19 protein-coding genes are annotated in these 22,680 nt (G+C 74.5%); 7 read left to right on the top strand and 12 right to left on the bottom strand.

The genetic code is table 11. The annotated features are described in order from the left end of the window. Positions 1–14: 14 nt before the first annotated feature. Together IE272_RS00495 and IE272_RS00490 are read right to left on the bottom strand one after the other, a co-directional pair. Positions 15–2,366, bottom strand: a complete 2,352-nt coding sequence (locus IE272_RS00495) for a serine/threonine-protein kinase (RefSeq protein WP_190006022.1) — start codon at positions 2,364–2,366, stop codon at positions 15–17. Further along, complete coding sequence (locus IE272_RS00490) at positions 2,363–4,741, bottom strand: serine/threonine-protein kinase (protein ID WP_190006021.1); 2,379 nt, start codon at positions 4,739–4,741, stop codon at positions 2,363–2,365. Before IE272_RS00490 ends, IE272_RS00495 begins: the two co-directional genes overlap by 4 nt. 443 nt (positions 4,742–5,184) lie before the next feature. On the opposite strand from IE272_RS00490, the gene IE272_RS00485 reads away from it, so the two are divergent. Then, positions 5,185–6,774: a TROVE domain-containing protein gene (locus tag IE272_RS00485; protein ID WP_056706240.1), complete on the top strand. Its 1,590-nt coding sequence runs from the start codon at positions 5,185–5,187 to the stop codon at positions 6,772–6,774. An 85-nt stretch (positions 6,775–6,859) separates the two neighbouring features. After that, positions 6,860–7,084, top strand: coding sequence for a hypothetical protein (locus tag IE272_RS00480; RefSeq protein ID WP_032752687.1), 225 nt, complete (start codon positions 6,860–6,862; stop codon positions 7,082–7,084). Between the two features lie 112 nt (positions 7,085–7,196). Here IE272_RS00480 and IE272_RS00475 read toward each other — a convergent pair whose 3' ends face one another. From IE272_RS00475 to IE272_RS00465, 3 genes are all read right to left on the bottom strand, one after another. Continuing rightward, positions 7,197–8,402: a TerD family protein gene (locus IE272_RS00475; protein ID WP_190006020.1), complete on the bottom strand. Its 1,206-nt coding sequence runs from the start codon at positions 8,400–8,402 to the stop codon at positions 7,197–7,199. A gap of 75 nt (positions 8,403–8,477) precedes the next feature. Then, positions 8,478–8,699, bottom strand: coding sequence for a hypothetical protein (locus IE272_RS00470; protein ID WP_007448442.1), 222 nt, complete (start codon positions 8,697–8,699; stop codon positions 8,478–8,480). A 102-nt stretch (positions 8,700–8,801) separates the two neighbouring features. Beyond that, positions 8,802–9,611 (bottom strand): NAD-dependent epimerase/dehydratase family protein, encoded by an 810-nt coding sequence (locus IE272_RS00465; protein WP_098892204.1) that lies wholly within the window; start codon positions 9,609–9,611, stop codon positions 8,802–8,804. 208 nt (positions 9,612–9,819) lie between these two features. On the opposite strand from IE272_RS00465, the gene IE272_RS00460 reads away from it, so the two are divergent. Both IE272_RS00460 and IE272_RS00455 read left to right on the top strand, forming a co-directional pair. Continuing rightward, positions 9,820–10,806, top strand: coding sequence for a 5-dehydro-4-deoxyglucarate dehydratase (locus IE272_RS00460; protein ID WP_050358200.1), 987 nt, complete (start codon positions 9,820–9,822; stop codon positions 10,804–10,806). Continuing rightward, positions 10,803–11,978 carry a hypothetical protein gene (locus IE272_RS00455; RefSeq protein WP_190006019.1) on the top strand — a complete coding sequence of 392 codons (1,176 nt, stop codon included), beginning with the start codon at positions 10,803–10,805 and terminating at the stop codon, positions 11,976–11,978. Before IE272_RS00460 ends, IE272_RS00455 begins: the two co-directional genes overlap by 4 nt. Here IE272_RS00455 and IE272_RS00450 read toward each other — a convergent pair. Continuing rightward, the gene (locus tag IE272_RS00450; RefSeq protein ID WP_190006018.1) at positions 11,964–13,220 is read right to left on the bottom strand and encodes an MFS transporter; all 1,257 of its coding nucleotides are present in this window, start codon (positions 13,218–13,220) and stop codon (positions 11,964–11,966) included. The two genes, IE272_RS00455 and IE272_RS00450, sit on opposite strands and share 15 nt — an antisense overlap. Before the next feature lie 159 nt (positions 13,221–13,379). Here IE272_RS00450 and IE272_RS00445 point away from each other — a divergent pair, with 159 nt between their 5' ends. Further along, positions 13,380–13,964, top strand: coding sequence for a YdeI/OmpD-associated family protein (locus IE272_RS00445; RefSeq protein WP_050358203.1), 585 nt, complete (start codon positions 13,380–13,382; stop codon positions 13,962–13,964). Positions 13,965–14,030: 66 nt separating this feature from the next. Here IE272_RS00445 and IE272_RS00440 read toward each other — a convergent pair whose 3' ends face one another. The 6 genes from IE272_RS00440 to IE272_RS00415 form a co-directional block, all read right to left on the bottom strand. Then, positions 14,031–15,482 carry a peptidoglycan D,D-transpeptidase FtsI family protein gene (locus IE272_RS00440; RefSeq protein ID WP_050358204.1) on the bottom strand — a complete coding sequence of 484 codons (1,452 nt, stop codon included), beginning with the start codon at positions 15,480–15,482 and terminating at the stop codon, positions 14,031–14,033. 90 nt (positions 15,483–15,572) lie between these two features. Next, entirely contained in the window at positions 15,573–16,235 is a 663-nt protein-coding gene (locus IE272_RS00435; protein WP_057661902.1) for a response regulator transcription factor, read from the bottom strand. After that, the gene (locus IE272_RS00430) at positions 16,232–17,497 is read right to left on the bottom strand and encodes a sensor histidine kinase (RefSeq protein ID WP_057661899.1); all 1,266 of its coding nucleotides are present in this window, start codon (positions 17,495–17,497) and stop codon (positions 16,232–16,234) included. The genes IE272_RS00435 and IE272_RS00430 overlap by 4 nt, the downstream gene beginning before the upstream one ends. Continuing rightward, a complete protein-coding gene (locus IE272_RS00425) occupies positions 17,497–18,606 on the bottom strand; it encodes a hypothetical protein (RefSeq protein WP_373304131.1) in 1,110 nt (369 codons plus the stop codon). The genes IE272_RS00430 and IE272_RS00425 overlap by 1 nt, the downstream gene beginning before the upstream one ends. 84 nt (positions 18,607–18,690) lie before the next feature. Beyond that, positions 18,691–19,167: a GNAT family N-acetyltransferase gene (locus IE272_RS00420; RefSeq protein ID WP_050358207.1), complete on the bottom strand. Its 477-nt coding sequence runs from the start codon at positions 19,165–19,167 to the stop codon at positions 18,691–18,693. Continuing rightward, a complete protein-coding gene (locus IE272_RS00415; RefSeq protein ID WP_032791577.1) occupies positions 19,167–19,937 on the bottom strand; it encodes an IclR family transcriptional regulator in 771 nt (256 codons plus the stop codon). The genes IE272_RS00420 and IE272_RS00415 overlap by 1 nt, the downstream gene beginning before the upstream one ends. 212 nt (positions 19,938–20,149) lie before the next feature. On the opposite strand from IE272_RS00415, the gene IE272_RS00410 reads away from it, so the two are divergent. Then, positions 20,150–21,670, top strand: coding sequence for an aldehyde dehydrogenase family protein (locus IE272_RS00410; protein ID WP_190006017.1), 1,521 nt, complete (start codon positions 20,150–20,152; stop codon positions 21,668–21,670). Positions 21,671–21,926: 256 nt separating this feature from the next. Further along, a complete protein-coding gene (locus IE272_RS00405) occupies positions 21,927–22,643 on the top strand; it encodes a DsbA family oxidoreductase (RefSeq protein ID WP_050358209.1) in 717 nt (238 codons plus the stop codon). Positions 22,644–22,680: the final 37 nt, after the last annotated feature.

Here is a 22,680-nt window from a genome sequence, read left to right as displayed (position 1 = left end):
GAACGCCGGGTTCCTCAGGAGCCCCGCACCGGCGCAGCCGTGTGGTTGTACGCCCGTATCGCCTTCGTGCCGATGCGGGCGTACCAGCCGGACGGGTCCGCGGCGAGGTCACGGACGTCGGTGACCTCCCAACCGCGCTGCACCGCACCCCGGTTCACGTCCAGCGCCCGGCACAGCTCACCCGTCGCCGCGTACACCGTGCCCCCGGCCACCACCGGCGGCACCTGGCCGACCTCGCCGAACGCGGCGGCCCAGCGCTCCTCGCCGCTGCGGAGGTCGAGGCACTGGAGGACCCCCGCCCGCGCCCAGTGGAGCAACGATCCGCCGGCCGTCACCGGGGCCCGGACGCCGCCCGTGCCCGCGGGCCAGCTGGTGTCCAGCCCCACCGTCCCCGCCGACCAGAGGTGCCGGCCGGTGGCGGCTGCGTAGGCGTGGACCCGGCCCCCGGTGGTCAGCAGCACCGTGGAGCCGACGGCGGCCAGCGCGCTGGAGCCGGAACTCGGCCCGCCCTCCAGCGCGGCGGTGGCCAGGCGGCCGCCGTCGCGTGTCCGGAGGAAGTGCAGGGCGCCCCCGATGCCGAGCAGGACGAAGCAGCCCGCCCCCGGCACCGCCGCCAGAGCGGCCACTGAACCCTCGAACTCTTCGTAAGCCCAGCGGAGTTCACCGCTGACCGCGTCGACGCACCGGATGTTCTCGCCGTCCTCGTCGGCCAGCAGCACCGACCGGTCCAGCACGGCGGGCGACCGGACCTCCGCCGTGCCCCCGGTCCAGCGCCGCGCACCGGTGCGCAGGTCCACGGCGGTCAGCGTCGGGGCGTCGCCGTCCGCCCCGAAACCGGAGATCAGGGTGCCCGCGGCGACGGTGAACCACAGCGGTGCCGGGCGCTCCGCGGGCTCGCCGCGCGGTTCGCCTGTCGCCAGATCGAGGGCGCCGAGCCCCACATCGGCCGCCACGAGCACGGAACCGGACACCCCCCACTGCGCCGGGGCGTTCTCCTCGGCGTCGGCCAGCCACCGGCGCCCCGCGTCGCCGGCCCGCCGTGCGGTGACGTATCCGCCGTTGCCGCCGGCCCGGCCGGCATCGGGTACGGCGACGCCGTGCACCAGCAGCGAACTCCCGGCCGACCGCAGCGCGTCCACGGAGGTGCTGTCGAACGCGGGCGACAGGGTCCATCGCAGGGCGCCCTGCCGGGCGCTCCCGGGCCGGATCCGCACCGGGTCCTCGACCCGCTCCCCCCGCTCGCCCGCGCGGCCGCTCCGGAGGAAGGCGTACGTGACGAGCGAGGCGAGTCCGCCGCCTCCGGCCAGCAGCAGACCGCGCCGCGCGAGCTCCCCGCGCCGGTCCGCCCGGCTCCTCACCACGGGCGGCGGTGGCAGGGCGGACAGCCGGGGGGTGCGGGGAGGCCCCGGTGCCGGGGCGGTCCGGGGCGCGGCCCGCGGGCCGGGTGTCGCGGCCGGCTCCTCGGCGGGCTGCTCGGCCGCCTCGCCCAGGACCAGCGAGCGCAGCGGCTCCGTGCGCCACCACAGCGCCGGATGTGGATCGGCGGTGGCCCGCAGCACCTGGTCCACCGTCGGACGAAGACCGGGGTCCTTCTCCAGGCAGGCCGTCACCACCTCCCGTACCCCGTCCGGTACGCCGGAGAGATCCGGGTCCTCGTGGACGGCCCGGTAGAGCAGCACCGCCGGGGTCGCCGAACCGAAGGGGCTGCCTCCGGTGGCGGCGAACACCAGCACCGCCCCGAGTGCGAACACATCGGCGGCCCCGGTCACCGCTCCCCGGGTCACCGCGGCACCCGTGGCGATGGCCCCGGTGATCTGCTCCGGGGCGATGAACCCCGGGGTGCCGATGACATCGCCCGCCCCGGTCAGCCCGTGGTCGCTGATCGCGCGGGCGATCCCGAAGTCGATGACCCGGGGCCCGTCGGCGGTGATCAGCACGTTCGACGGCTTGAGGTCGCGGTGGACGAGCCCCGCCCGGTGGACGGCCTCCAGCGCTTCGGCGAGCGCCGCGCCCAGGGACCGTACGGCGGAGGGTTCCAGCGGTCCGGTCGCCGCCACCGCGTGCCGCAGGGTGACGCCCGGCAGATACGCGGTGGCGAGCCAGGGCCGGGAGGACTCCGGGTCCGCGTCGAGCACCGCCGCCGTGTGCGCCCCGGTCACCGCGCGGGCGGCGGCGGCCTCACGGCGGAACCGTTCTCGGAAGTGCGGGTCGGCCGCCAGGTGTTCGTGCACCGTCTTCACCGCGACGGTCAGCCCGCCGGGCGTCCGGCCCAGATAGACGGTGCCCATGCCGCCCGCCCCGAGCCGGCCCAGCAGCCGGATGGAGCCGAGCCGTTCGGGATCGCCGGGGAGCAGGGGGCCCGTCACGCGGAGTCCGGTCCGGTGAAGGTCTGCACGGTCCCGTCGGCGCAGACGTGGAGGAGGCCCCCGCCGGCGGCGGCCCGGAGGGGCCCGTCCGCCTCGACGGGGGCCGACCACAGCCGGCGCTCGCGGAGGGCGTCGAGGGCGTGCACCCCCCAGAAGGCATCCCTCCAGGACTTCTCCTCGCGGCCCGGCTCCGGCCCGGTGGCGTACAGCGTGCCGTCCGCCACCAGCGGCGGCCCGTCGTCGGCGCTGTCGTCGTCGGAGGCGAGCCGCCCGAGATCCGTGCGGCTCCAGCGAATCCGCCCGCTCCGGGCGTCGAGCGCGGTGACCCCGCCCGGCGTCGTCGCGGCGTGCACCATGCCACCGGTCGCCGAGGGCGTGACCGTGGGCGACCCTTCGAGCGCCCGGCGCCAGACGGTGCGCCGGGCCGCCAGATCGACCGCGACGATCCGGCCGCCCCGCGCGTAGTACCGGGTGCCGGAGGCGCCGGGGTGGGCGTGCGGATACGCGGCGCCACCGGGTATCTCCGGTTCCGGCCGCGGCGCCGCGCCGGAGGTCCGGAGCACGAACAACGGCTCATCGGCGGGGGTCCCGGAACGGGCGGGGAGGCGGAGCCCGACGGCCAGCCGCCCGCCCGCCGCGTCGATGCCGGTGACCGCGGCCCGCGTCCCCTCGTGGAACCAGAGAGCCTCTCCCGTACGGGAGTCGAACCCGTAGGCGCGCCAGGGACGGTCGCCCAGGGAGCGCTTCGTCCACAGGGAGGCGTCGGAGGCGTAGGAGACCAGGGCCGTCGTCCCGCCGTCGACGGTGAAGAACGCCGACTGGCCGTCGGGGGCGGCGGACGTCCGGGCGCCGGCCGGCCGGTCCGGCAGGGCCGACCAGCGCTGGTTGCCCGTCCGGGCGTCGAGGGCGAGGAGTTCCGGTGCGAAGAGCAGCCCGGAGAGCAGCAGGAGCACCTGGTCCCCGAGCGGCCGGACGGCCGTGACGTCCCGCGCCGGATGCCGCCACCGGACCGCACCGGTGGCCGCGTCGAGCGCGGTCACCGAGGTCGCGTCCGTGATGAGGAGCGCACCGCCGTGGCGCAGCACCCGGCCGGTGGAACCGAGGTCGCCGACGGTCCGGGTCCACAGCAGACGTCCCCGGGCCCAGCGGGTCTTCGTCGGTGGTGCGGCCGCCCGGTCGCCGTTCGGGCCGTCCTTCTCGGTGAGCCGGAGCAGAGCCGCGCCGCCGAGGCCGCCTCCCGCGACGAGCGCGGCCCCGGCGAACGCGAACAGCCGCCGCCGGTCCGGACCCCGGCCCGGCTCACCGCCGTCCGGGACGGCGTCCTGCGGCGGGACCACGGGACGGGTCCGGTGCGGGACGGCGTCCGCCGGGGTGCGCGTGGCGCCGCTGGGGGCGGGTACGGCGTCGGCCGGAGCGGGTCCGGAGGCCGCCGTGCCCGCCAGGGCGCCCGTGTCGTGCGCGTCGTCCGTGCCGGCCGGGGCGCCCGCACCGTCCCGGCCGTCAGCGGCGTCCGCCACCAGCGCCGCGACCCGGTTCTCGTGGTCGCGGACCAGGCCGGACACCGGATCCCGCTCCCACCACGCGCCGGCCGGGGACCGCTCCGCGCACCAGCTCAGCACCTCGGCCACGGTGGGACGCTCGGCCGGTTCGCCCGTCAGGCAGGAGGCGAGGAACACCCGCCACTCTGCCGTCGGGGCCCCGTCCAGATCGGCCTCGCCCCGCACCGTCCGGTACAGCATCTGGTGCACGGGACCGGAGCCGAAGGGCGCCCGGCCCGTCGCCAACCGGGCGAGCAGCGCCGCGAGGGCGAACACATCGGTGGCGGGGGAGGGCTCGGCGTCGGCCGTCAGCAGTTCGGGGGCGATGAACCCGGGCGAGCCGATGACCTCCCCGGTGTCCGTGAGGGTCTCGTCGGCCGCCCGCCGGGCGATGCCGAAGTCCAGGACCTTCGGGCCGCCCCGGGTGAGCACCACGTTCGACGGCTTCAGATCGCGGTGGACCAGCCCGGCCCGGTGGATGCTCGCCAGCGCCTCCGCGAGCGCCGCCCCCAGCCCGGCCAGCGGTCCCGCGCCCAGCGGTCCGAGCGCCCCGGCGGCCCGGGTGAGCGTCGGCCCGGCACAGAACTCGGTCGCCAGCCACGGCCGTACGGCATCGGGGCCGGCGTCCAGCACCGCGGCCGTGAACGGACCGGCGACCGCCCGTGCGGCGAGCGTCTCGCGTCGGAACCGCTCCCGGAACAGCGGGTCGGCGGCGAGGTGCTCATGGATTGTCTTCACCGCCGCGAGCCGGCCCGACGCGGTGCGCGCCAGGTGGACCCGCCCCATGCCGCCCTCGCCGAGCAGCGCCACGAGCCGGTACCCCGCGACCTGCTCCATGTCGTGTGTTCCCCTCTTGTGCCGCCGGACCGGGACGATCACCGCGAGCCCCTTCTGTGCGACGCCCGCGCCCACCGCTTCGGTTGCGTCCCCGGGTGTCCCGTCGGGCTCCCCCCCCCCCGGGCCGGGGAAAATCCTTCGCGTGCGACCGGAGCGTTCCCTAAGGTCATGGACATGCACCTCCCGGTGCGAAGGCGGCGGCTCCTTCCTTTCCCGAAATGTGCCGCAGCCACTGGTGATCTCGGGAGGCGCGAGCGCCGGGGTGCCCGGTGCGCAGGCGACGGATACTTCTGGATCAGAGGGTTGCGGGTTCGAGTCCCGCCCGGCTCCGGCCGGTAGCTCAATCGGTCAGAGCATCTGACTGTTCCCGTCGCCGACTCCTGATCTCGGGCACCCCGTTCCGCCGCCGCGCCCTTCCCCAGGAATTCGGGGGAATTCTTCTCATGGCCCGTTTCAACTTCCGTACCCACAGGTCCCGGTCCGTAGGGTCCGTGCCCACCTCGCCCGTCGCGACGACCGGCGCGCTCGCGCCCAACCACCAGGGCGGCACCGGACATGTACGCGACGCCCGCTCCGAGCTCTTCCTGCTCGCCGTCGCCAACTTCGTGGCCCAGGACTCCTTCTACGAGGGCGGGGACCAGCGCGACGACCGGTTCGCCTCGCTCGTGCGCCGGCTCGCCGTGGAGGACCCCGCGTGGACCGCGGGGCTGCTCCACTGGCTGCGCCGCGACGGGCAGATGCGGACCGCCTCGCTGGTCGGCGGCGCGGAGTACGTGAAGGCGCGGCTGGCGGCGGGCTGCACCGAGGGGCCCTCGAACCGCCAGGTCATCGACTCCGTACTCCTGCGGGCCGACGAGCCGGGCGAACTGCTCGGCTACTGGACGTCCCGCTACGGGCGCGCCCTGCCCCAGCCCGTGAAGCGGGGCATCGCCGACGCCGTGCGCCGCCTCTACACCGGGCGGGCCCTGCTGAAGTACGACACCGCGTCCAAGGGCTACCGCTTCGGCGACGTCCTCAATCTGGTGCACGCGGCGCCCGACCCCGCCAAGCCCTGGCAGGGCGAGCTGTTCCGGTACGCGCTGGACCGCAGGCACCGGCCGGAGACCGCCGTGCCGCCCGCCGCCGACCCCACCCTGAGCGCCCACCGGGAGCTGATGGAGCTGCCGGTCGCCGAGCGTCGCACCGTGGTCACCGGACCCGGCGGCGCGGAGCGGCTGGCCGAGGCCGGGATGACCTGGGAAGCGCTGGCGGGCTGGCTGCAGGGCCCGATGGACGCGGCGGCGTGGGAGGCGGTGATTCCGTCGATGGGAACGATGGCGCTCGTCCGGAACCTCCGCAATTTCGACGAGGCCGGGGTACGGGACGAGGTCGCGGCGACCGCCGCGGCCAGGATCAGCGACCCGGAAGCCGTCGCCGCCTCGCGCCAGTTCCCGTTCCGCTACCTCGCCGCTTACCGGCACGCGCCCTCGCTCCGCTGGGCCCACCCGCTGGAACAGGCGCTCGGGCACTCGCTGGGCCACGTTCCCGCGCTGCCCGGCCGCACCCTGGTCCTGGTCGACCGCTCCGGTTCGATGGGCGCGCCGCTCTCCGAGCGCTCCCGGCTGAACCGGGCCGACGCCGCGGCCGTCTTCGGCGCGGCGCTGGCGTTGCGCTCCGCCGACGCGGACCTGGTGCAGTTCGGCACGACCAGCGCACCGGTGGCCTTCCGCAGGGGCGAGTCCGTGCTCCGGGTCCTGGACCGCTTCGGCGACCTGGGCGGCACGAACACGGCCGAGGCGGTGCGGCGGCACTACCGGGACCACGACCGGGTGATCGTCGTCACCGACGAGCAGGTCGGGTACACCCGGCGTGGCGACGCGACCCGGAGCGTTCCGGACACGGTGCCCGTCTACACCTGGAATCTGGCCGGATACCGGCTCGGCCACGCCCCGACCGGCGACGGAAACCGCCACACGTTCGGGGGTCTTTCCGACGCGGCGTTTCGCATGGTTCCGCTGCTGGAGGCGGGAGGAAGCGCTGACTGGCCGTGGTGAGCGCTGATTACGAATCCGGCACGTCTGGGGCCTTGGGCACCGACGGGCATGGCGTAGGGCCTTCGCAGGGCGCATACTCGACTTAATGAAACAGTCAGCCCGGCGTCACCTGCCTTCCAGTCCCTTCAACCGCCCGGCCCAGGAGGCCCCACCGGTCGAATGCTTCGATGTGGGCGACAGGGTGTCGCACGACCAGTTCGGGCTCGGCAGGATTCTTGCTGTCGAGGGCGACAACGATGCAGTCCTCATCGACTTCTCGGGGCGACAGGGAAGGATCCTGAGCCCGTACTCCAAGTTGACCAAGCTCTGAGTCGCGAGACGAGCACGAGCAGCGTCCGTCTTCTCCGGAACCGGGGCACCTGAATCACTTCAGGCGCCCCGGACTCCGTTGCGGCCCTCCGGCGAGCGAGGGCCCACGGCGGTTACAGGGACTTGGCGGCGGGCTTCACCATGCCCCGCACGGTGCGCGACTTCACGAACTCGCCCATCCCGGTCATCTCCCACTCGCCGGTGAACTGCTTGATGAGCTTGGCCATCATCACGCCGGTCTGCGGCTCGGCGCCGGTGAGGTCGAAGCGGACCAGCTCCTCGCCGGACGCGTCGTCGATCAGCCGGCAGTAGGCCTTGGCCACCTCGTTGAACTTCTGGCCGGTGAACGAGTTCACCGTGAAGACCAGGCCCGTCGCCTCCGCGGGGATCCGGCCGAGGTCCACCATGATCACCTCGTCGTCGCCCGCGCCCTCACCGGTGAGGTTGTCGCCGGAGTGCTTGATCGCCCCGTTCAGGATGGTCAGCTTGCCGAAGTAGCAGCTGTCCAGGTGGTTGCGGTTGGGGCCGTAGGCGATCACCGACGCGTCCAGGTCGATGTCCTTGCCGCGGAACGCCGGCTCCCAGCCGAGGCCCATCCTGACCCGCGAGAGCAGCGGTGCGCCGCCCTTGACGAGGGACACGGTCTGGTTCTTCTGGAGGTTGACCCGGCCCTTGTCCAGGTTGATCTTCCCCGAGCCCGCGGGCGCGGCGGGGGGAGCGGGCGGGGCGGCCGGAGCCGGCGGGGCGATGCGCGGGTCGACGGGGGCGGCGACCGGAGCGGGGGCCACCGGCGCCGGAGGGGCGACCGGGGCCGCGGGCTCCTCGACCGAGACGCCGAAGTCCGTGGCGATCCCGGCCAGCCCGTTCGCGTAACCCTGGCCGACCGCGCGGGCCTTCCAGGCCCCGTTGCGCAGGTAGATCTCGATGACCACGAGCGCCGTCTCGGCGCCCAGCTGCGGCGGGGTGAAGGTGGCGAGCGCGCTGCCGTCGTCCGCGTTGCGCACGGTGGCGGTGGGCTCGACGCCCTGGAAGGTCTGGCCCGCGGCGTCCGGGCTCGCGGTGACGACGATCTTCTCGATGCCCGGCGGGACGGCCGCGGTGTCCACCACGATCGCGTCGGGCGCGGAGCCCCCGCCGGAGCGGTAGGTCACGCCGGGGCCCGAGGGCTGGTTGTAGAAGATGAAGTCGTCGTCGGAGCGCACCTTGCCGTCGGCGGTGAGCAGCAGGCCCGAGACGTCGAGCCGCACCGGAGCGGCGACGTCCACCGCCACGCGGGCGGCGGAGAGAGGGATGTTCGAGCCGGGGGTCATTGCGGTCATGCACGGGGTAACGAACGACCCGGCTTTGCCGTTCCCTTACCTTCGGCCGTCCGGGCCACGGTCCTCGACGTGCCCTCAGCGGCGGTTGCGCGGGTGGTCGCGGGCGGTGCGCTCGTTGCCGTGCTTGTACGCGCCGGTCCAGCGCGCCATCACCAGCTGGGCGTCGCCCGACGCCGCCTCGGCCAGGAACTTCTCCGCCCGGCCGCCGCGCAGGGTGCCCGCGGGCCGGCCGTGGTGGGTGATGGTGACGCTCTGGTCGCCGTGCTGTTCGTACTGGAATCCGGAAGGTCTCGGCATGTCCGTATCCTGCCCGTCCGCCGCGCCCGCGTCGCCCGGATTTCCGCGCCCGCCCCCGGGCCGCCGCTTCCGCCCGCCCGACTCCCCCCGCCGCCGGGCGGCTCAGTGCGGCCAGATCGGCGGGTCGGTCGCGAAGTGGCCGCCCACGCGGGCGTGCGCCGGATTGTCCGGGTCCAGCTCGCCCTGCTCGGCGACGAGCTTCGCCGCGTACGGCTCCGAGTCGTCCAGCGGCCGGTAGCCCAGCGCCCGGGCCGGCGTCAGGTCCCACCACAGGCGGGTGTTGGCGGAGGAGCCGTACACGACGGTGTGTCCGACGTCCTCGGCGGTGAGGGCCGCGTGGAACAGCCGTGCGCCGTCGCCGGGGCTCATCCAGACCGACAGCATCCGCACCGAGGTGGGCTCGGGGAAGCAGGACCCGATCCGCACCGAGACCGTCTCCAGCCCGTGCCGGTCCCAGTAGAGCTGGGCCAGGTCCTCGCCGAAGCACTTCGAGAGCCCGTAGAAGGTGTCGGGGCGGCGCGGGGCGTTCAAGGGGATCGGCGGATCGCCCGGGGCCGGGCGCGGGGTGTGACCGATGACGTGGTTGGAGGAGGCGGACACGATGCGTCGGACGCCCTCCTCGCGGGCGGCCTCGTAGAGGTGGTACGTGCCCTGGATGTTGGCGCGGAGGATCTTGTCGAACGTGGACTCCAGCGAGATGCCCGCCAGGTGGATGACCGCGTCCACCCCGCGCACGGCCTCGCGCAGCGCCTCCCGGTCGTTCAGGTCGGCGGTGATCGCCTCGGGCGCGCCCTCCACCGGGACCAGGTCGAACAGCCGCAGGTCGTATCCGTACGCGGGCAGCAGCCCCCGCATCAGGGTGCCGAGGCCGCCTGCGGCGCCGGTGAGCAGGACGGTACGGGGAGCGGTCATACGGGGGTCTCCTCGGGGCGTACGCGGGCGCTGTGCGCAATCCTGGCTGGCATTCACATGCGTGGACAAGCTAAGGAGGGGAGGTGAGGTGCGTCAAGAGCCCGCGTCCGCCTTGACCTGCCATCGGAGGCTGCCTTAGCGTTGCGGTGTTCAGAAATATGGACACCGATCATAATTGTGCACGCCTGGATCTGCTCAGGGAGCGCCCGTGACCTCAGCCCCCCTCGCCGCCCGGCTCAGCGAAGTCGCCGGGCCGCTCTTCTTCCCCGTGACCGCGTTCGGGCCGGACGGCACCGTCGACCTCGCCGTCTTCCGCGCCCATGTGCGCGCGGGGATCGACGCCGGAGCCGCCGCGGTCTTCGCCTGCTGCGGCACGGGCGAGTTCCACGCGCTGACCCCCGAGGAGTTCCGCCTCGCGGTCGCCGCCGCCGTCGAGGAGACGGCCGGACAGGTCCCCGTCCTCGCGGGAGCCGGCTACGGCACGGCGCTCGCCGTCCAGTACGCGCGGGCCGCCGAAGAGGCCGGCGCGGACGGGCTCCTCGCCATGCCGCCCTATCTCGTCGTCGCCGACCAGGAAGGGCTGCTGAACCACTACGCGGCGCTCGCGGCGGCCACCGGCCTGGAGACGATCGTCTACCAGCGCGACAACGCGATCTTCACCCCCGAGACGGTCGTCGCCCTGGCCCGCACCCCCGGCATCATCGGGCTCAAGGACGGCCACGGCGACCTCGACCTCATGCAGCGCATCGTCAGCGCGGTCCGCACCCACCGGCCCGACGGCGACTTCCTCTACTTCAACGGACTGCCCACCGCCGAACTCACCGGCCCCGCCTACCGGGGCATCGGCGTCACCCTCTACTCCTCCGCCGTCTTCGCCTTCGCCCCGGACATCGCGCTCGCCTTCTACCGGGCCCTGGACTCCGGGGACGACGCGCTGGTCGACGGACTGCTCGACCACTTCTACCGGCCGCTGGTCGAACTGCGCGCCAAGGGCCGCGGATACGCCGTCTCCCTGGTCAAGGCCGGTGTCCGGCTCCAGGGCCTGGACGTCGGCGAGGTCCGCACCCCCCTCACCGAACCGCCCGCCGCACACGTCAAGGACCTCGTCGAGATCATCGCGAGCGGCCGCGCCCTGCTGGAGGAGCACGCATCCCAGGAGCGCTCCCCGGCGGGCCGGGCGGGGGGCCGGGCGTGAAGGCGGGCGCGTTCCTCTACCCGTGGGACGTCGTCGGTGACCCGGACGCCGCCGCCCGGATCGCGGACCTGGGCGTCCGGCAGGTCACCCTGGCCTCCGCCTACCACTCCACCCGGGCCCTGACCCCCTGCCACCCCGCCCACCGCGTCGTCACCGCCGAGCACGCCGCCGTCCTCTACCCGCCGGACCCGGACCGCTGGGCGGGGCGGGCCCTCGCCCCGTACCGCCAGAGCTGGACGCCCGGCGACGATCCGTACGGGGAGGCCGCGGGCGCGCTGGCCGCCGCCGGTCTGGAGGTGCACAGCTGGGTGGTCCTCGCGCACAGCTCACGGCTCGGCGCGGAGCACCCGGACACCTCGGTGGTCAACGCCTACGGGGACCGCTACCCCTGGGCCCCCTGCATCGCCCGCCCCGCCGTGCGCGCGTACCTCGTGGACCTCGCCGCTGAGGCCGCCGCCCGGCCCGGCACGCACGGGACCGAACTGGAGTCCTGCGGCTGGTACGGCTTCGCCCATCTGCACGCCCACGACAAGGTCGCCGGCGTGGGCCTCGGCGAGGCGGCGCAGTACCTGATGTCGCTGTGCTTCTGCCCGGAGTGCCGCGCGGGGTACGGGAAGGAGGGCGCCGACCCGGACGACCTGTCCGCCGCCGTCCGCCGCGCCCTGGAACCGGCCTGGTCCGGCGCCGGCTCCCCGGAGTCCGGCCGGGACGGCATCGGGAAGCTGCTCGGGCCCGAACGCGCCGACGCCACCCTGCGGTGGCGCGGCCGGGTCGCCCGTACGTTCCAGGAGGAGGCCGTCGCCTCGGTACGGGCCGCGGCTCCCCCCGGCTTCCAGGTGCTGCTGCACGCCGACCCCGTCCCGTACCGCACCGGGGCCAACGTCGGCGTCGGGGTGGACCACGTCCTGACCGTGGCCGACGGCGTGGTGCTGCCCTGCACCGGACCCGACAGCGCCCGGGAAGCCGTCCTCGGGCCGTTCGCCGGCCGGGGCGGCGTGCGCGCCGCCAACTTCGGGATCGTCACCGGGATGGGCGGAAGCCCGCGCACCCTGGAGCGCGACGCGGCCCACGCCGCCTCGCTCGGCGCGGACGAACTGCGCCTGTACCACGCGGGACTCGCCTCGGGCCCGGACCTGGAGGCGGTCGCCGAGGCGCTCTCACGGCTGGGGTAAGGCGGGGCCGGACTCCGACGCGGGGCCCGATGCCGACACGGGGGCGGTGCGGCGCCGTGCCGCCCCCGCCGCCAGCAGCGCCGCGGCCAGCAACCCCGCCGCCCCGCCGACCGCTGTCAGCACCCGCACGTCCACCACCGCGACGAGCCCCGCCCCCAGCGCCAGGGCCACCGCGTTGGGCGCCGTCATCAGCGAGCTTGCCGTCGCCGCCGTCCGCGCCAGCACCGCGTCCGGCGTCTCCCGCTGCACCGCGGTCATCGTCGCGATCAGCACGCACGGCAGGCCGAACCCGATCGCCGCGCTCGCCGCCAGGGCCACCCCGTCCGGCGGCAGTGTCCGCGCGCCCACCGCCAGCGCGAACAACGCCATCCCGCCCGCCGCGAACACCCGCTCCGGCAGCCGGCGCAGCAGCGGCCCCACCAGCAGCCCCACCGCAACGGAACCGGCGCCCTGCACCGCGTACAGGACCCCCGCGAACTCCGGCGACCGGCCGAGCACATCATCGACGTACGCGAACGTCACGGCCCCGTTCACCCCTGCCAGCAGCATCGTCGCCGCCCCCGCCGTGACCAGCGGGCGCAGCACGGCCGAGGCGCGTATCCGCCGCAGCCCGGCGAGGAGTTCACCGCGCCACGCCCCCATCCGGGGCCGCGGGGCCTCCCGCTCCCGTACCGGCAGCCGGGCGAAGATCAGGGCGGCCAGGGCGCACGTCGCCGCGTCCAGCAGCGCCACGGCCGGGCCGCCGAACCGCGCGTACACGCCGGCGCCCGCCAGCGGGGCGACCAGCTTCATGCCCTCGTTGGCCGTCATCCGCAGCCCGTTGAAGTCGGCCAGCAGCGAGGCGGGCACGGTCCCCGCGACGAGCGCCGACTCCGCCGCGTCGAGCAGGACGCCGCTCGCCCCGTAGAGCACCAGCACCACGAAGACCAGCCAGACGGTGCGGCCCGAGTCCACCAGGACCAGCGTGGCCAGCAGGCAGGCCATCGCCAGGTTGACCCGGACCAGCAGCGTCCTGCGGTCCATCCGGTCCGCGAGCGCCCCGAGCGCGGGCCCGGCCAGCACCGGGGCCCACATCGCGCACACGGTCAGCGCCGCCAGGCTGTTCGACCCGGTCAGCGACTTGACCCAGATCCCCGCCGTGAGCCACATCGCCGACGTACCGAAGCCGGAGACGACCACCCCCGCCAGATACCGCCCCGCCGTCGGGTCCCGCAGGACCCGCACCACCGCCGAACCGCCCATGCCGCCCCACCCTCCGCCCGGTGGTCCGCACCGTGTCCGTGCGGGCCGTGCGCTCATGCTGCGGAGTAAGGCGGTGCGGCGGCATCGGGCGGATGCCCTAGGTCGTGTCCGCGGAGTCTCGTCCGGCCCGATCCGGGCGAAAGCCCTAGCCTGGCCCGCATGATGGAGATCAACGGGGTGGAGGTCGTCGCGTTCCCGGATGCGGCGGCCTTCGACGACTGGCTGTCCGAGCACCACACCCGCCGCGAGGGCGTGTGGGTCGAGGTAGCGAAGAAGGCGTCGGGGATCGCGTCGGTCACGGCCGATGAACTGGTCGACGTGGGGCTGTGCTGGGGCTGGATCTCCGGGCAGCGCCGGGGCTCGGACGACCGGCACTACCTGCAGAAGTACGGTCCGCGGCGACCGAGGAGCCTGTGGTCGCGGGTGAACGTCGAGAAGGTCGCGGCCCTGGCGGCGGCGGGCCGGATGCGGGAGCCCGGCCTCGCCGAGGTCCGCCGGGCCCAGGAGGACGGCCGTTGGGACCGCGCGTACGCATCGCAGGCGACGGCTGTGGTCCCCGACGACCTCGCCGCCGCGCTCGCCGCGGACCCGGCGGCGCGTGCGGCGTTCGACGGGCTCGACCGGACCGCCCGCTACCTGGCGATGCTTCCGCTGCTGCGGGCCGCGACACCGGAGACGCGGCGGACGCGGCTGGAACGGGCGGTACGGGACCTGGCGGAGGGGCGGCCCGCGAGCGAGGGGTGACACCCGGCGCCGCCCGAGCGGCCCGGCCGGGCGGCGCCGGTGCCACCGCGCCGGCCGCCCCCGGCATCACCGCTCCAGCGCCGCCTTCATCGTCTTCTGGGCGATCGGCGCGGCCAGCCCGTTGCCGCTGATCTCGGAACGCGCCGCCCCCGAGTCCTCCACGATCACCGCGACGGCGACCTCCTTGCCGCTGTCGCGGTCCTTCGCGTACGAGGTGAACCAGGCGTACGGGGTGCTGCTGTTCTCCACGCCGTGCTGCGCGGTGCCCGTCTTGCCGCCCACCTCGGCCCCGGGAATCCGGGCGTTGGTGCCGGTGCCCTCCTCGACGACCGTCACCATCGCGCTCCGCAGCTGCTCGGCGGTCGACTCCTTCACCACCCGCTCGGTGTCGCCGTCGGCGGTCTCCTCCAGCACCGTGCCGTCCCCGTCGGTCACCTGGGAGACCATGTGCGGCGCGGCCAGCTCACCGCCGTTGGCGAGGGCCGAGGTGACCATCGCCATCTGGAGCGGGGTCGCGGTGACCTCGAACTGCCCGATCCCCGTCAGCGCCGTCTGCGCCTTGTCCATGCCGGTCGGGTAGACGCTCTTCGCCGCCCGTACGGGGACGTCCAGCTTCTCGGTGTCGAACCCGAACGCGTCCGCCATCTCCTTGACCTCGTCCTGGCCGAGGTCGGCCGCGGCCTTCGCGAAGACGTTGTTGCAGGAGTACTGGAGCGCGGTGCGCAGGGTCGCGTTCTCGCAGGGGGCGGACGCGTTCTCGTTGGGCAGCACGGTGGTGGTGCCGGGCAGGGTGTACGGGTCGGGGCTGTCGGTGCGCTCGTCGACCGAGCCGTACAGCCCGTTCTCCAGCGCGGCGGCCGCGACCACCAGCTTGAACGTGGAGCCCGGCGGCAGCGGCTGCCGCATCGCCCGGTTGACCAGCGGCTTGTCCGGGTCGTCCAGCAGGGCCTGCCAGGCGTCCCCGTCCGTCGTCCCGCTGATCGTCGAGGGGTCGTAGGAGGGGGTGGAGACCATGCCGAGGATCCGCCCGGTCCCCGGGTCGATGGCCACCGCCGCGCCCTTGGTGTCGCCGAGCGCCTCGTAGGCCGCCTTCTGGACGTCCGGGTCGATCGTCGTCAGCACGTTGCCGGGGGTGGCCTGCCCGCCGGTGAGCAGGTCCTTCGGGTTCTTCAGCCGGTCGTCCGTGCCGTCCAGGACGTCGCTGTAGATGCCTTCGAGCTGGTTCGCCCCGTACGCCTGCGAGCTGTAGCCGGTGACCGGCGCGTACAGCTCGCCCTGCGGGTAGGTGCGCTTGTACCGGAGGTCGCCGCCACTGGTCCCCTTCGATCCGGTGACCGGCGAACCGGCCACGATGATGTCCCCGAGCGGCTGCGCGTACTGCGCGATGGTGTTCCGCCGGTTGTGCTCGTCGTCTGCGAGCGCCTTGGCCTGGTAGCCCTGCACCCATGTCGCCCGCACCAGCAGGGCGAGCACCATGAGCAGACAGAAGACCGAAGCGCGCCTGATTGTCTTGTTCATCCCGCTGGAGGGACGAGCGGGCGCGTTCCGGTCGTTCCCGATCGTGCCGCTTCTCACCGATTTCTCACCCGGCGCGCGGCGCCGCGCGGCTCAGCCCGGGGTGATGAAACCGGACTCGTACGCCGCGATGACCGCCTGGGTGCGGTCCCGGGCGCCGGTCTTCGCGAGGACCGCCGCCACATGCGTCTTCGCCGTCGCCGCGCCCACCGAGAGCCGCCCCGCGATCTCCGCGTTGGTCAGCCCCGCCGCCATCAGCCGCAGCACGTCCGCCTCCCGCCCGGTCAGCCTCGCCACCCACGCCGGAGCCCCGGCCGCCCGCCGCCCGGCGTGCTCGGCGGCCAGCGTGCGCACCGCCGCCGGATACAGGAGCGAGTCGCCGCACGCCACCAGGCGCACCGCCTGCACCAGCTCCTCGGCCGCCGACCGCTTCAGCAGGAACCCGGCCGCCCCGGCGTGCAGGGCCTCGTACACGTACGCGTCGTTCTCGAAGGTCGTCACGACGACGACCCTCGGCGGGTCCTCCAGTGTGGCGAGGATCTGCTCCGTGGCCCGGATGCCGTCGATCTCCGGCATCCGCACGTCCATCAGCACCACGTCGGGCCGCAGCTCCCGCACCACGGAGACGGCCTCCGCACCGGTGGCGGCCTCCCCGACGACCTCGATGCCCTCCTCGGCTTCCAGGATCACGCGCAACGCCGTACGCACCATGCGCTCGTCGTCCGCCACCACCACCCGCACCGGAGCCCCGCTCATCGCCGTCCCTCCGTCCGCCCGGCCGTACCCGGCAGCACGGCGGTCAGCCGCCAGAGGCCGCCGTCCGCCCCCGCCTCGGTCCGGCCGCCCAGCAGGACGGCCCGCTCCGCGATGCCGCGCAGTCCACGACCGCCCCCGGGACGTACCACGGCGGGCCGCTCGCCCAGCGGATTCTCCATCACGATCTCCAGCTCCCTCTCCCGTACCGCGATCAGCAGCCGCACCGGGGACGCGCCCCCGCCGTGCCGCGACGCGTTGCTCAGCCCCTCCTGGACGATCCGGTACGCCTCCCGCGAGACCACCGGGTCCACGCTGTCCGGATCGCCCTGCCGCTCGTACGCCACCGGCACCCCGCAGTGCGCCAGCAGTACGCCGAGCGCGTCGAGCCCCGGCCCGTACGCCGTGTCCTCGTCGCCCGGCTCCCCGTCCTGCCGCAGCAGCCCCAGCACCGAGTCCAGCTCCCCGACCGTCCGCCGCGTCGTCTCCTCGATGGCGGTCAGCGCCTCGCGGACGAACTCCGGATCGCGGTCCAGGACCCGGCGCGCCGCCCCCGCCTGAAGGGTCACCGCACTCAACGCGTGCCCCACCGAGTCGTGCAGCTCCCGGGCGAGCCGGTTGCGCACCGCCAGATCCGCCGCACGGCGCTCGGCGGCGGCCAGCCGGTCCTCGGGCGTCGGCCCCAGCAGCACCGGGGCCCGCCGGGCCAGCACCTCCCCGGCCACCGCCGCGGCCAGCGCCAGCGCCAGCAGCATCGCGAGCCCGGCGAACGGGGCGAGGGCCAGGGCCCACGGCCCCCGCAGCATCTCGGGCCCGTCGAGCAGCCAGGTGGCGCGCAGCCCCGCGAAGAACGGCAGGGCGGCCACCGCCACCGCGAACGGCGGCAGTGTCAGGGTGCTCCCGCTGATGATGCCGCCGAGCGCCAGATGCAGCGTGTACCAGCCGGCGCTACGCACCCGGGCCTGCCGGGTCCGGGCGGGCCCGTCGGCCAGCAGGGCGGGTGGAATCCCGCACAGGGCGCGGACGGCGGCCACGGACAGCGGCCGGACGAGCGGGAAGAAGCCGGTGACCGCCGCCAGCGGCAGGGCGATGGCGAACGCGGCGAACTGGGCGGGCACGGACGAGAAGAGAGCCTGGCCGCCACCCGTCATGCCGACCAGGACCGTGCCGACGAGGAAGTACGGCATCAGCAGCGCGCCGCCGATGATCAGATGCAGCCAGCGCAGCCGCGCCCGCCGTCCGAACAGCGACGCGAGGTGCTTCATCACACCGGGTCGGCGGCGGCCGGGTCGGCGGCGGTCGTGGGCAGCGCGGAAGCCGCCGAGCGCTCCGCGAAGAAGTAGGCGCCCAGCGTCACGACGAGTGCTCCGGCCAGCATCTGGACAGCGTAGGTCAACACCGTCGCCGTCGTCGGCCGGTCCGCCGCCTCGCCCGCGCCGATCAGCCCCGCGACACTCAACCAGCCACCCCAGCAGGCCATTTCCGCCGAACCGGCCCAGGCCAGGACGAGCGGCAGACGCAGGGAGAGGCGGCCGGAGCGCCGGAAGGCCAGCAGCAGCACGCCGACGGCGGTGACCACGACGAAGAGCAGGTTGACGGCTTCCATGACGGAGAAGTCGCTGGTGCGGTCCGCCGCCCGGCCCGCGTGCAGCCCGGCGGTCGAACCGCTCACCCACAGCAGGTGCGTGACGCCGGGGAAGAGAGCCGCCGACGCGGCGGCGACGGCGGTCGCGCGCAGCGCGGGCGTGGTCGGACCCACCGGCAGATCCCGCAGCCGCCCCTGCCACAGACGGCCCCAGCGCTCCCTGGCGTACCAGGCGAAGAGGGCGCCGAGGGCGAGGCCCTGGACGATGAAGCCGCCGTAGACGACGCCGAAGACCCACGGGTCCAGGAACGGCTCGGAGTTCCCCTCGCCGACCGGCCGGCCGCCGCCACCGCCGAGAAGCCCGACAGCCAGCTGGACCGGGAAGGCCGTCATGATCGGCAGCAGCAGACCGCTCGCCACCCACATCGGCAGCACCAGCAGCCAGGCGGGCACCCGCTTGCCCCAGGGCCGGGTGAGGAGCAGCGCGAGGACGATGACGGCACCGTCCATCAGCACCGTGACCCCGTTGGCGACGCGCAGCAGGGTGCCGCCGTCCAGCAGTGCGCTGCCTTCCGGGATGCCGAGCCGACTGCCCGCCATCCAGGCCACTTTGAGCCCGATGTAGGGCAGACAGGCCACCATGGCGACCACCCGGAGCACGGCCCGCGCCCGGCCGACGCGGTACGAGGGCGCCTCGGCGCGGTGCGGTGGTGACCCAGGGCGCCGAGGCGTCCCGGAACGGTGCGGCGGGGCGGGCGAGGGTGCCTCGGGGGGCCGGTTCGCTGTCATGGCTCCCAGGCTTCCGCGCCGGCCGGCCCCGCACGTCCTGCCCGGCGACGATCCGTCTCCGCCGCGCGGGGGAGACGGATCGTCTCAGCCGCGCAGGGTGACCAGGACCTCGTCGATCTCCTCGCCCCGCGCCCGGGCGAACCCGCGGTCCTTGCCGGTCACCACGAAGCCGCACTTCTCCAGCACCCGGCGCGAGCCGAGGTTGTCGGCCGCCGCCCGCGCGTGCAGCGGGCGCGTGGGCGTCTCGTCGAGGTACGCCCGCAGGGCGGCCGTCGCCAGTCCCCGGCCCCAGTGCGCGCGGCCGATCCAGTACGTGACCTGGCGGTCGCCGGGGTCCCCGTACTCCCCGACATGGCCCACCACCGCACCGTCGGCCACCACCGTGCGCATCACTACGCGTGACCCGGCGCGGATCCGCGCCCAGTGGGCGTCGAACGCGGCCCGGTCGGTGGGGTCCTCGGCGGTGAACGCGGCGACGCGGGTCGCCCCGGGGTCGCTCATCCAGGCGAAGAAGAGCGGCAGATCCCCGTCCTGGACCGGGCGCAGCACTATCTCGGCCATCAGAGCCGCCGGGTCGCGAGGGTGAGCCGGTCCCGCGCGTCGAACAGGGCGTCCTTCACCATCTGTTCGTGGCCGGGGGTGAGCCGGGCGACCGGCACCGAGCAGCTGATCGCGTCGCGCGCGGGCGTCCGGTAGGGGATCGCCACACCGAAGCAGCGCAGGCCGACGGTGTTCTCCTCGCGGTCCACCGCGTAGCCCTGCTCGCGGACCAGCCGCAGTTCCTCGATGAGCTTCTCGCGGTCCGTGATGGTGTGTTCGGTCAGCGCGGGCAGCGACTCGGGCAGCATCTTGCGGACCTGCTCGTCGCTGTGCGTGGCCAGCAGCGCCTTGCCGAGCGAGGTGGAGTGCGCGGGCAGCCGGCGGCCGACCCGGGTGAAGGGGCGCAGATAGTGCTGGGACTGCCGGGTGGCGAGGTAGACGACGTTCGTCCCGTCGAGGCGGGCCAGGTGGATGGTCTCCGTGGTGTCGTCGGACAGCCTGTCCAGGGTGGGCCTGGCGGCGGCCACGACCTCGTCGCCGTCGATGTACGACGTGCCGACCAGCAGGGCGCGGACGCCGATCCCGTACCGGGTGCCCGTCGCGTCCGTCTCCACCCAGCCCAGCTCCACCAGGGTGCGCAGCAGCATGTAGAGGCTCGACTTGGGGTAGCCGACAGCCTCCTGGACGGCGGCCAGCGAGTGCATGCCGGGCCGTCCCGCGAAGTATTCGAGGAGTTCCACGGTCCGTACCGCGGACTTGACCTGTGCCCCACCGGACTCGGCGACCGACATCGCCCACGCCCCCTTCTCCAGCTCATCGACTTCTCGTCCACGTCGGCGTCCGAAAAGCCGCCACACGATTGCCAACACGGAACGCCCGCAAATAGAGTCCCAGGGCATTCACGTTCAGGAACTCTGTTCAGAATACCGAACACTTGCTGATGTGCGGCCGACGCAGGCCGGAAGTCGGCCGGAGGACGGTCGCACCACGGGAGGTAATCACGGTGAGCGCAGCACCAGTCTGGAGTGTCGACCCCCGAACCGGGAACCCGCGCGAGCAGGTCGCGGTGGAGGCTACCGCCGAGGAGGTCGACCGGGCGGTCGGGGCGGCCCATGCCGTCCGTGACGCCCTGGCCGACCGCGCGGCGCGCGCCGCGTTCCTGCGTACGGCGGCGGAGCTGCTGGAGGAGTCCGGCGAGCACATCGTCGAGGCGGCCGACGCGGAGACCGCGCTCGGTCCGGCCCGGCTCACCGGTGAACTGGCCCGCACCGCAGCCCAGTTGAGGGCCTTCGCGGAGGTCGTGGACGAAGGCGCCTATCTCGACGTCCACATCGACCACCAGGACGGCTCCCGGACCCCGCCCTGGCCCGACCTGCGCCGCTACAAGATCCCGCTCGGGGTCGTCGCCGTCTACGCGGCCAGCAACTTCCCGCTCGCCTTCTCCGTCCCGGGCGGCGACACGGCCAGCGCGCTCGCGGCCGGCTGCCCGGTCGTGGTCAAGGCGCACCCCGACCACCCGGCCACCTCCGAACTCTGCGCCTCGGTCCTCCGCCGCGCCGCCGCCCGCACCGGACTGCCCGAGGACGTCCTGACCCTGGTGCACGGCTTCGACGCGGGCGTCGAGCTGATCCGCCACCCGCTGGTGAGCGCCGCCGGATTCACCGGCTCGGTGCGCGGCGGACGCGCCCTGTTCGACGCGGCGGCCGCCCGCCCCGCCCCCATCCCCTTCCACGGCGAGCTCGGCTCCCTCAACCCGGTCGTCGTCACCGGGGCGGCCGCCGCCGAGCGCGCCGGGGAGATCGGCGCCGGGCTCGGCGGCTCGATGACCCTGGGCGCGGGTCAGTTCTGCACCAAGCCCGGCTTCGTCCTGGTCCCCGAGGGCGCGGCGGGCGACCAGCTCCTCAAGACGCTCACCGAGACGGTCAGCTCCACCGGCTCCGGCGTCCTGCTGGACCACCGCATGCGGGACGCCTTCGTCACGGGCGTACGGGAGCGGGCAGCGCTGCCCGACGTCGGGGCGCCCGTCACCCCCGGGGCGGGCGGCGAGCACACCGTCTCCGCCGGATTCCTCACCGTCCCGGCCGCCCGGCTGACCGCCGAGGGCCCGCACGACGCGCTGCTGGAGGAGTGCTTCGGGCCGGTCACCGTGATCGCCCGGTACGCCTCCGTCGACGAGATCGCCGCCGTCCTCGCCCGGCTGCCCGGAAACCTCACCGCCACCCTCCAGACCGCCGCCGAGGACGCCGACCCCGACGCGGCGCGCCTGCTGGCCGCGCTCACCCCGCTCGCCGGGCGCATCCTGGTCAACGGCTGGCCGACCGGCGTCGCCGTCGCCCCCGCCCAGCACCACGGCGGGCCCTACCCGGCGACCACCTCCACCTCCACCTCCGTCGGCGCGACGGCGATCGAACGCTGGCTGCGCCCCGTCACGTACCAGTCCACCCCCGAGGCGCTCCTCCCGCCGGAGCTGCGCGAGGACAACCCGCTGGGGCTGCCCCGCCGGGTGGACGGACGCCGGGCGTGAGCCCGCGCCCGGACGCCCTCCCCTCCGTCCGGGCGCGGAGGGTCCCGACGGGCGCGGGACCCACGCCGACGGCGGGCTGACCTGCCGGGCTTCGGGGCCCGGTCAGGACCTGTCCGTCCCCCCGTGCGGCGGTGAGGGGAAAGGGGGAACGGGCGGGAAGGTCCGGGAATCACCCGGTCCGGATTCGCGTTCGACTCACTGACCCCGTGCGGAGGACCCTCCGTGCCCGTCGCGACCCCTGGAGAGAAGAAGAGTCATGCGCGTCGAGATCTGGAGCGACATCGCTTGTCCGTGGTGCTACATCGGCAAGGCCCGTTTCGAGAAGGGCCTCGCGGAGTTCGCCCACCGGGACGAGGTCGAGGTGGTGCACCGCTCCTTCGAGCTCGACCCCTCACGGGCCAAGGGCGACACCGCGCTCGTGATCGACATGCTGGCCGAGAAGTACGGCCGCACCCGCGAGGAAGCGGCCTCGATGGAGGCCAACGTCGCGGCCAACGCGCAGGCCGAGGGGCTCGGCTACCGCACCGAGGGGCGTGACCACGGCTCCACCTTCGACCTCCACCGGCTGCTGCACCTGGCCAAGGCCCGCGGCCGCCAGGACGAGCTGCTGACCCTCGCCTACCGGGCCAACTTCGCCGAGGAGCGGTCCGTCTTCGACGATGCGGTGCTGCTCGCCCTCGCCGTGGAGGCCGGACTCGACGCCGACGAGGCCCGTGCGGTGCTCGCCGACCCCGAGGCGTACGCGGACGACGTCCGCACCGACGAGCGCGAGGCGGCCGAGCTGGGCGCCAACGCCGTGCCGTTCTTCGTCCTCGACCGCCGGTACGGGATCTCCGGCGGCCAGCCGTCGGAGGTTTTCGTCCAGGCGCTGGAGCAGGCCTGGAAGGACCGTCCCGTCACCGCTCTCACCGCCGTCGGCGGGGATGCGGCGGCCTGCGACACGGACGGGTCCTGCGAGGTTCCGCGGAGCTGAGCCCGCCCGAGAATTCATCTATAAGTGTTCCTTTGGT

It is taken from the genome of Streptomyces anulatus (genome assembly GCF_014650675.1).
GTDB classification, from domain to species: Bacteria; Actinomycetota; Actinomycetes; order Streptomycetales; family Streptomycetaceae; genus Streptomyces; species Streptomyces anulatus.
The sequence above is the reverse complement of the archived record's forward strand: the minus strand, read 5'-3'. Positions and strand labels throughout refer to the sequence as shown.